Below are 9,414 nucleotides of genomic sequence, written 5' to 3' on the forward strand. Positions count from 1 at the left end.
GGCCCGCTCGCGCCGCGGCCGATCCCGCCGGGCGCCGCGCCCGCCGACCCGGCGGTGGCGGCCCGCGCGGCGCTGCTGGTGTTCCGGCAGGCGGTCCTGCTGCGGTTCGCGCTGGCCGAGGGCGTCATCCTGCTCGGGCTGCCGCTGGCGATGGCCGGCAACAGCGAGGCGGTGTTCCTCGCCGGGTTCGCCGTCGGCTACCCGCTGCTGGTGTGGCTGGCGCTGCCCACGCGAGGCGGCGTGGAGCGGATGCGGCGGCGGCTGGAGGCGCGGGGCGCCGAGTCGCACCTGTGGGCCGTCCTGCTCGCCGCCCCGACGCCCTCCCGCGACGACGCGTCCCAGCCCCCGGCCTAGCCCCTGCGGCCTAGTTCCCCGCGGCCTGGACCCCCGGCGCGGGGCGTCAGAGCCAGCCGCTCTTGCGCAACCGCCGGAACAGCAGCACGCACGCGACGGCCATCACCGCGATGACCAGCGGGTACCCGAAGCTCCAGTGCAGCTCGGGCATGTGGTCGAAGTTCATCCCGTAGATCCCCGCGATCGCGGTCGGCACCGCGATGATCGCCGCCCACGCGGAGATCTTGCGCATGTCCTCGTTCTGCTGCTTGCCGAGCAGCGCCAGATGCGCGGTCAGCACGCTGTTCAGCAGCTCGTTGTGCGCGTCGACCTGCTCGTCCACGCGCAGCAGGTGGTCCAGGACGTCGCGGAAGTACTCGCGGGTCGAGCCGCACTCGGCGACGCGGCCCTTGACGATCTCCTGCAGCACTGGCACGAGCGGGTCCTCGGCGCCGCGGAACTCCAGCACCTCCCGCTTGAGCGAGTAGATGGCGGCGGTGACGTCGCGGGCGCCCGGGTCGAACACGGCCCGCTCCAGTCCGATGATGTCGACCTCCACCTCGTGGGCGACCAGCCCGTACCGGTCGACGACCTCGTCGCACACCGCGTACAGCACGGCGGTCGCGCCGTGCGCGATCAGCTCCGCGTCCTCCTCCAGCCGCTTGCGGACGGGCCCGAGCGGGTTCCCGGCGCCGTGCCGGACGGTGACGACGAAGTCCCGGCCGAGGAAGACCATGATCTCGCCGACCTCGATGTCGGAGGTCTCGTCGAGGTAGGACAGCGTCTTCAGCACCACGAACAGGGTGTCGCCGTAGCGCTCCAGCTTCGGCCGCTGGTGCGCCGACACCGCGTCCTCGGCGGCCAGGGGGTGCAGGTTCAGCTCGTCCTTGACCAGCTCGAACTCGTCCTCGTCGGGCTCGAACAGGCCGATCCACAGGAAGCACTCGCCGTCCTCGCGGGCCAGGTCGAACGCGTCGCTGATGTCGCCGTCGATGTCGCGGCGCGTCCCGCCCGCGTAGATGGCCTTGTCCACGATCACGGCACGCATTGTCGCGCATCCGCGCCGCCCGCCGCCTGAATGCCCGGCATCTCCTAGAGTGGCCGCTGTGACGACCCTTCTCCTGGTGAGGCATGGCCTGACCGCGATGACCGGCCCGGTGCTCGCCGGCTGGACGCCCGGGGTGGGCCTCGACGACCGCGGCCGCGCCCAGGCCGCCGCGCTCGCCGCCCGGCTCGCGCCGCTCCCGATCGCCGCCGTCGTGTCCAGCCCGCTGCAGCGGTGCGCCGAGACCGCCGCGGCGCTCGCCGCCGGGCACGCCCCGCCCATCGAGAAGGTCGAGACCGACGACCGGTTCGGCGAGGTCCGCTACGGCGACTGGACGGGCCGCCCCCTCAAGGAGCTCGCCGAGGAGCCCCTGTGGCGGGTCGTGCAGGCCCACCCGAGCGCCGTCCGCTTCCCCGGCGAGGACGGCGAGGCCCTGGCCGCCGCGCAGCACCGCGCCGTCACCGCCGTCCGCGACTGGAACGAGCGCGTCGCCGCCGAGCACGGCCCCGACGCCCTCTACGCGGTGTGCAGCCACGGCGACATCATCAAGGCCGTCGTCGCCGACGCGCTCGGCCTGCACCTGGACCAGTTCCAGCGGATCCAGGCCGACCCCGCGTCCCTCACCGTGATCCGCTACACCGAGACGCGCCCGTTCGTGGTCCGCGTCAACGACACCGGCGGCGATGTCGCCGCGCTGGTTCCGCGACCGCCGGCGGAAGGTTCCGGAAAAGCCGGACTCGGTGCGGGTGACGCGCCCGTCGGCGGCGGCGCGTAGGGTCGGTGTCATGCCCGTCATCTCCTACGACCCGCCGGAGCGCTTCGTCGCCGGCGCCGTCGGCCGCCCCGGCGACCGCGCCTTCTACCTGCAGGCCCGCTCCGGCCACCGGGTCACCAGCGTCGGGCTGGAGAAGTTCCAGGTGACGCTACTCGCCGAGCGCCTGGAGGAGCTGCTGGACGAGGTGCTGCGGCGCAGCGGCGGCGACGCCCCGGTGCCCGCCGTCACCCCCGCCGAGCTCCAGGACGACGGCCCCCTCGACCAGCCGGTGGAGGAGGAGTTCCGGGTCGGCACGATGGCGCTCGCCTGGGACCCCGACGACGAGCAGGTCGTCATCGAGGCGCAGGAGGTCACCGAGTCCGAGGAGGAGCCCGAGGTCGGCGAGGACGACCCGGCGATCGCGGTGCTGCGGGTGCGGATCAGCGCCGCGCAGGCGCGCGCGTTCGCCGAGCGCGCGCTGAAGGTCGTCGCCGCCGGACGCCCCCCGTGCCCGCTGTGCGGCCTGCCGCTGGACGGCGAGGGGCACGTGTGCCCGCGCCAGAACGGCTACATGGGCTGAGATGAGCCCTCATCGTGCTGGATCATGGACGACGCGGCCGGGAGAATGAACGCATGACGCAGTCCTCCCGGGACCGGGCGCCCGCCGGCCGCGACGCCGGCCGGGACGTGCCCGCGCGCCCGGTCTCCCCCCGCGACGCGGCCGCCGCCGAGCGGCTGCTGTCGGCCGGGCGGCTCGGCGTGGAGGGCCGCCTCGTCCAGGCGTCCAACGCCACCCTGTACTGCTCCATCGAGGACGGCGGCACCGCCGCCAACTGCGTCTACAAGCCCGTCGCGGGGGAGCGCCCGCTGTGGGACTTCCCCGACGGCACCCTCGCCGAGCGGGAGGTCGCCGCCTACGAGGTGTCCAAGGTCATGGGGTGGGGCACCGTCCCGCCGACCGTCCACCGCGACGGCCCCTACGGGCCCGGCATGGTGCAGCTGTGGGTCGAGCCCGACCCCGACGTCGACCTGGTCGCGCTGTCGCGCTCCGACGACGAGGCGATCCGCCGCATGGCGGTGTTCGACGCCGTCGTCAACAACGCCGACCGCAAGATCGGGCACCTGCTGCCGCCGGGCGACGGCCACGTCTACGGCTGCGACCACGGCGTCTGCTTCTCCACCGAGTACAAGCTGCGCACCGTGCTGTGGCAGTGGCGCGGCAAACCGCTCACCCCCGAGGCGCTGGAGGCGCTCGGCCGGGTCGAGGCCGGCCTGCGCGGCGGCGCCCTCGGCGCCCGCCTCGCCGAGCTGCTCACCGCCGAGGAGGTCGACGCCACCCGCCGCCGCGTCGAGCTGATGCTCAAGCACCGCATCCACCCCTACCCGCCGGAGGACTGGCCCGCCATCCCCTGGCCGCCGCTCTAGCCCTCCGCCCCATCCCCGGCCCCCGGCCGCCGGACGAAACCGGCGGGATGCTCCAATTGGGGCATGTGTACGGCGATCATCAGCGTCGAGCCGTCGTCCCCCGTGCCCGTCCTCGTGGTCGGGGTGCGGGACGAGTTCGTCGCGCGGGAGTGGACCGGACCGGGACGCCACTGGCCGGACCGCCCGCGCCTCGTCGGCGGGCGCGACCTGCGCGCGGGCGGGACGTGGCTGGCGGTCGACCCGGAGGCGCCGCGGGTCGCGGTCGTGCTGAACGGCCGCGGCCGGATGGCGCCCGAGGCCGCCCGGTCCTCGCGCGGGGGACTGCCGCTGCGCGTCGCGGCCGACGGCAAGCTCGGCGACCCCGGCCTCGCCGCCTACGACCCGTTCCACCTCGTCGGCGCGGAACCGGACCGGGTGCGGCTGTGGAGCTGGAACGGGGAGGCCCTTGCCGAGCGCAACCTCGGCCCCGGGCTGCACATGATCGTCAACAGCGGGCTGGAGGGCGAGGGGCAGTTGGAGGGGGAGACCGAGGACGCCTACATGGCGGCGCGGCTCGCCCACTTCCGGCCCCGGCTGGCCGCCGCGCCGCGTCCCGAGCCCGGCCCGGACGAGCCCGTGGAGCGGGCCTGGGGCGCCTGGCTCCCGCTGCTGAACGGCGACGGCCTGCCGCGCGCCGACCACCGGGCGCTGCTGCCGCTGCTCGACCTCGGCGAGGGCCGGGTGTGGGGCACCACGTCGGTCAGCCTCACCGCGCTGCGCGCGGACGGCGTCCGGTACGACTTCTCCGCCGCCCCCGGCGACGGCGAAGCCTGGACCCGGGTCCTGTAGGGACGGGGGTGTAGGGCTGGACGGCCGCGCGCGGGCCGCGTCAGCCCAGTCCATCCGGCCCCGTTCGGCGTGCTTCGCGCGGTGTCGCGCGAACGCCTGCGGACGGGTGACGCTGGGTGCTAAATTGGCTACTTAATGCGATCTTCGTCGAGGGTGGCGCGGGGGAGGGCGGTCGCGGCCGGTCTCGCGGCGGCGCTGCTGGCGGCGGTGCTCGCGGCGGCGGCCGCGGGCTGCGGCGGCGAGGAGCGGGGCGTCGCGGGCGGGACGCTGCGGGTCGCCGGCTCCTCCGACGTCGACCACCTCGACACCGCCGCCGCCTACAGCACCTGGAGCGGGCTGCTCGCCCGCCAGTACGCCCGCACCCTGTTCGGGTTCGCGGCGTCCGGAGACTTCGCCGAGGCCGCCAAGGTGCGCCCGGACGTGGCGCTGGAGGTCCCGACCCCCGGCAACGGCGGCGTCAGCCCCGACGGCCGCACTTACACGATCAGGCTCCGCGACGGCGTCCGGTGGAACACCGACCCGCCGCGGGAGGTGACCGCCGCCGACTTCGTCCGCGGCATCAAGCGGGTCTGCAACCCGGCCGTCCCGTCCGGCGGCCGCGCCTACTACACCGAGACCATCGCCGGGATGGCGGAGTTCTGCGCCGGCTACGCCGACGTCGACCCCCGCACCGCCGCCGCCATGGCCCGCTACCAGCGGACCACCGACGTGGCGGGGCTGGCCGCCGCGGACTCCAAGACCCTCGTCGTGACGCTCGAGCGGCCCGCGAGCGACTTCCCCGAACTCCTCGCGCTGGAGTTCGCGGCGGCGGCGCCCGCCGAGTACGACCGCTACGTGCCCGACAGCCCCGAGTTCCGGCGGCACACCGTCTCCGACGGCCCCTATCAGATCACCTCCTACACGCCCGGGAAGCGGTACGTCCTGGAGAGGAACCGCACCTGGCGCGCCGCGTCCGACCCGATCCGCGCGCAGCACCCCGACCGCATCGAGATCACCCTCGGCCACGACTCCCCGGAGGAGGTGCAGCGGCTGCTGGAGAGCGGCGACGCCGACCTGTCCTGGGACCAGCCGGTCCCGTCCGCGGCGATCCCGCGGCTGCGCGAGGACGCCCGCTTCGCGGTCATGGAGGGCTCGGCGCTCAGCCCCTACCTCGTCTTCAACACCCTCAGCCCGAACAACGGGGGCGCCCTCGGCAAGGTCGAGGTCCGGCGCGCGATCAGCTACGCCGTCGACAAGGCCGCGGTGGTGCGCATCCACGGCGGCCCCGACATCGCCGAGGTCCTCCACCAGGTCATCCCGCCGCGCAGCGTCGGCCACCAGGAGTTCGACCTGTACCCGACGCCCGGCGACGCCGGCGACCCCGCCGCCTGCAGGCGGATGCTCGCCCGCGCCGGCTACCCCCGCGGTTTGACGCTCCGCTTCCCCTACCGGGTCAGCGGCAACCACCCGCGGACCGCCCGGTCCATCGCCGACGACCTGGCCGCCTGCGGCATCGCCACCGAGACCCGCCCCGACACCAGCGGCGCCTTCTACTCCTCGACCCTGGCCACCCCCGCCGACGCCCGCGCCGGGAAATGGGACATCGCCGCGCCCGGCTGGGTGCCCGACTGGTACGGCAACAACGGCCGCACCACGATCGTCCCGCTGTTCGACGGCCGCCACTACGGCCCCAACTCCACCGACTACGGCGGCTTCGACGACCCCGCCGTCGACCGCCTCATCGACCAGGCGCTCGGCGCCCGCGACGTCGCCGACGCGTCCGGGTTCTGGGCGCAGGCCGACCGCCGCATCATGGAGAGCGCCCCGGTCGTGCCGCTCATCAACCCGCGCACCCCGATCTTCCGGTCCGCGCGCGTCGAGAACGCCCGCTACCTGCCCCAGTACCGCGCCTACGACCTCAACCAGGTCACGTTCTCATGACCGGCTACGCCGACCTCGGCACCCGCAGGCCGCCGCCGCCCGATACCGCCGCGGACGCCGCCGTCCCGGAGCCGGTGCACGGGCGCAGCCCGTCCCGGCTCGCCTGGGACCGGTTCCGCCGCGACCGCACCGCCCTCGCCGCCCTCGCCGTGCTGCTGGCCGTCATGGCGTTCGCGGCGCTGGCGCCGCTGTGGGCGCACCTGACCGGCCACCCCTACGACGCGACGTTCCCCGGCACCGGGCTGGACGCGGGCGGGCAGCCGCGCGGCCCCGGCGCCCGGTTCCCGCTCGGCGCCGACCAGCTCGGCCGCGACGTCCTCGTCCGCGCCGCCTACGGCGCGCGGATCTCGCTGACCGCCGGGATCGGCGCGGCGGTGCTCGCCTCCGCCGCCGGCACCCTCGCCGGCACCCTCGCCGGGTTCGCCGGCGGCGCGCTGGACGCGCTGCTGGCCCGGCTGATGGACATGATCCTCGCGCTGCCCTACCTGCTCGTGGCGATCATGCTGGCGAGCACCTTCCGGATCTCCTCGCCCGGCGCGAGCCTCGCCATGACCGTCCTCGTCATCGCGTTCTTCTCGTTCGCCGCCTACGGCCGCACCATCCGCGGCCAGGTGCTGTCGCTGAAGGAGCGGCAGTTCATCGAGGCGGCCCGCGCGCTCGGCGCCTCCAACGCCCGGATCATGGTCGGCGACGTGCTGCCGAACCTGGCCGCGCAGATCACCGTGCTGACCTCGCTGCTGATCCCGTCCTCGATCGTGTCGGAGGCGACGCTGTCGTTCCTCGGCGTCGGGGTGCGGCCGCCGATGCCGAGCTGGGGGTCGATGCTCGCCGAGGGCGGCGACGTGTTCCGCACCGCGTGGTGGCTGCTCGCCGTCCCCGGCGGCCTGCTGCTGGCGACCACGCTGGCGTTCACGCTGCTCGGCGACGGCGTCCGCAACGCCCTCGACCCCCGCGGCGACCGCGCCGCCGCCGGGAGGTGACCCGCCCGTGCCCCGGTTCGTCCTGCGCCGCGTGCTGTACGCGGCCGTCGTGCTGTGGCTGGTGTCCACGATGACGTTCGTGATGCTGCACGCGTCGCCCGTCCCGGTGGACCACGTCATCGGCGGCCCCCGCGCGACCGCCGAGACGCTCGCCCAGATCCGCGCCAACCTCGGCCTGGACCGGCCCCTCCTCGTCCAGTACTGGGAGTTCCTCGCGCGGCTGCCGCGCGGCGACCTCGGCGACTCCTACGTCAACGGGACGCCGGTCACGGAGCTGATCGGCGAGCGGCTCCCGACGACGCTGTGCCTGGTGTCGGGCGCGGCGGTGCTGTGGTTCGCCGGCGGCGTCGCCACCGGGGTGTCCGGCGCCGCGCGGGCCCGCGGCCCGTGGGACCGGGCCGTCACCGTGTTCGTGGCGGCGGGCCTGTCCACCCCGCCGTTCGTGATGGCGCTGGCGCTGCTGTACCTGTTCACGGCGGGGCTCGGCGCGGGCGGCGTCCACGTCTTCGAGGCCGGCCCGCCGCTGCAGGAGCACTTCCTGCGCCGGATGGTCCTGCCGTGGTTCGCGCTGGCGTTCCTGATGATGGCCGCCTACACGCGCCTCACCCGCGGCGCCATGCTGGACGTCCTCGGCGAGGACTACGTCCGCACGGCCCGCGCCAAGGGCCTGTCCGAAGGCCGCGTCGTCCGCCGGCACGCGCTGCGGGCGGCGCTGACCCCGGTCGCCACCCAGCTCGGCATCGACCTCGGCGCCCTGATCGGCTCCACGATCGTCACCGAGAAGGTGTTCGGGCTGCAGGGCGTGGGGCAGCTGGTCTACCAGTCCATCGCGGCCGGCGACACCCCGGTGATCATCGGGGTGACGCTGCTGGTGACGTTCGCGGTGACCGTCGCGAACCTCGTGGTGGACGTCGGCTACGCCGTCCTGGACCCGCGCGTCCGCCTCGCCTGACGGGCCTCGCCCGGCGCGTCCCGCCCGGCGGGCGCTCCCGGCACCGGGGGACACATCACATGATCTCGGAGTAAGCGCGCGAGCTGCGCATGGATAAGCTTTCGGTATGCGATCGTGGCCCGCCTCCGAAGTCCCCAGCCTGCCCGCCGCGGGCCTGCCCGCCGCCGACCGTCCGCTGAGCCTCCACGACACGGGCACCGGCACGGCGCGCCCCACCGCTCCCGGCGACACCGCCCGGATGTACGTGTGCGGCATCACCCCCTACGACGCCACCCACCTCGGCCACGCCAACACCTACCTGGCCTTCGACCTCGTCAACCGGGTCTGGCGCGACCTCGGCCACCGCGTCCACTACGTGCAGAACGCCACCGACGTCGACGACCCGCTGCTGGAACGTGCCCAGCAGACCGGCGAGGACTGGCGCGCCCTCGCCGACCGGGAGATCGAGCTGTTCCGCGAGGACATGACGGCGCTGCGGATCCTGCCGCCCGACCAGTACATCGGCGCGGTCGAGGCGATCCCCCTCGTGGTGGAGATGATCGAGAAGCTGCGCGGCCGCGACGCCGCCTACGAGGTCGACGGCGACGTCTACTTCCCGGTCGCCGCCGACCCGTCCTTCGGCGCGGTCAGCCGGCTGGACCGCGCCGCCATGGCGCCGCTGTTCGCCGAGCGCGGCGGCGACCCGGACCGGCCCGGCAAGCGCGACCCGCTCGACGCGCTGCTGTGGATGGCGCGCCGCCCCGGCGAGCCCGGCTGGGAGTCGCCGTTCGGCGAGGGCCGCCCCGGCTGGCACGTGGAGTGCTCGGCGATCTCCGTGGAGTACCTCGGCATGGCGTTCGACGTCGAGGGCGGCGGCTCGGACCTGGCGTTCCCGCACCACGAGATGAGCGCCTCGCACGCCCAGGTCGCCACCGGCGAGCGCCCCCACGCCCGCGCCTACGTCCACGCCGGGATGGTCGGCCTGGACGGCGAGAAGATGTCGAAGTCGCGCGGCAATCTGGTGTTCGTGTCGAAGCTGCGGGAGGCCGGCGCCGACCCGATGGCGATCCGGCTGGCGCTGCTGGCCCGGCACTACCGCGCCGACTGGGAGTGGACCGGCGCCGCGCTGGAGGAGGCCGCCGGCCGCCTCGCCCGGTGGCGCGCGGCCGCCGCCCGCCCGTCCGGCGCGCCCGCCGCG

Annotated in this window: 9 protein-coding genes and 1 pseudogene; 9 read left to right on the plus strand and 1 reads right to left on the minus strand. The window is 75.0% G+C overall.

All coding sequences use genetic code 11. From position 1 onward, the window contains the following. Positions 1-354, plus strand: a pseudogene (locus tag AB0K34_RS44915) (hypothetical protein); the annotation flags it as partial. Positions 355-400: 46 nt separating this feature from the next. Here AB0K34_RS44915 and corA read toward each other — a convergent pair. Then, the gene (corA, locus tag AB0K34_RS44920) at positions 401-1,381 is read right to left on the minus strand and encodes a magnesium/cobalt transporter CorA (protein WP_138639992.1); all 981 of its coding nucleotides are present in this window, start codon (positions 1,379-1,381) and stop codon (positions 401-403) included. A gap of 58 nt (positions 1,382-1,439) precedes the next feature. On the opposite strand from corA, the gene AB0K34_RS44925 reads away from it, so the two are divergent. The 8 genes from AB0K34_RS44925 to mshC all read left to right on the plus strand — a co-directional run. Continuing rightward, positions 1,440-2,153 (plus strand): MSMEG_4193 family putative phosphomutase, encoded by a 714-nt coding sequence (locus AB0K34_RS44925; protein WP_138639991.1) that lies wholly within the window; start codon positions 1,440-1,442, stop codon positions 2,151-2,153. Positions 2,154-2,163: 10 nt separating this feature from the next. After that, positions 2,164-2,712: a DUF3090 domain-containing protein gene (locus tag AB0K34_RS44930; protein WP_138639990.1), complete on the plus strand. Its 549-nt coding sequence runs from the start codon at positions 2,164-2,166 to the stop codon at positions 2,710-2,712. Positions 2,713-2,765: 53 nt separating this feature from the next. Further along, positions 2,766-3,557, plus strand: a complete 792-nt coding sequence (locus tag AB0K34_RS44935) for an SCO1664 family protein (protein WP_301178068.1) — start codon at positions 2,766-2,768, stop codon at positions 3,555-3,557. A gap of 63 nt (positions 3,558-3,620) precedes the next feature. Beyond that, entirely contained in the window at positions 3,621-4,385 is a 765-nt protein-coding gene (locus AB0K34_RS44940; RefSeq protein ID WP_301178067.1) for an NRDE family protein, read from the plus strand. Positions 4,386-4,538: 153 nt separating this feature from the next. Then, complete coding sequence (locus AB0K34_RS44945; RefSeq protein ID WP_364554628.1) at positions 4,539-6,305, plus strand: ABC transporter substrate-binding protein; 1,767 nt, start codon at positions 4,539-4,541, stop codon at positions 6,303-6,305. Beyond that, a complete protein-coding gene (locus AB0K34_RS44950; protein ID WP_301178065.1) occupies positions 6,302-7,285 on the plus strand; it encodes an ABC transporter permease in 984 nt (327 codons plus the stop codon). The genes AB0K34_RS44945 and AB0K34_RS44950 overlap by 4 nt, the downstream gene beginning before the upstream one ends. Positions 7,286-7,292: 7 nt before the next feature. Continuing rightward, positions 7,293-8,237 carry an ABC transporter permease gene (locus tag AB0K34_RS44955; RefSeq protein ID WP_301178064.1) on the plus strand — a complete coding sequence of 315 codons (945 nt, stop codon included), beginning with the start codon at positions 7,293-7,295 and terminating at the stop codon, positions 8,235-8,237. A gap of 106 nt (positions 8,238-8,343) precedes the next feature. Then, a partial coding sequence (gene mshC, locus AB0K34_RS44960) for a cysteine--1-D-myo-inosityl 2-amino-2-deoxy-alpha-D-glucopyranoside ligase (RefSeq protein ID WP_364554630.1) occupies positions 8,344-9,414 on the plus strand: 1,071 nt, incomplete at its 3' end.

Source organism: Actinomadura sp. NPDC049382 (genome assembly GCF_040677125.1).
Classification (GTDB): Bacteria; Actinomycetota; Actinomycetes; order Streptosporangiales; family Streptosporangiaceae; genus Spirillospora; species Spirillospora geliboluensis.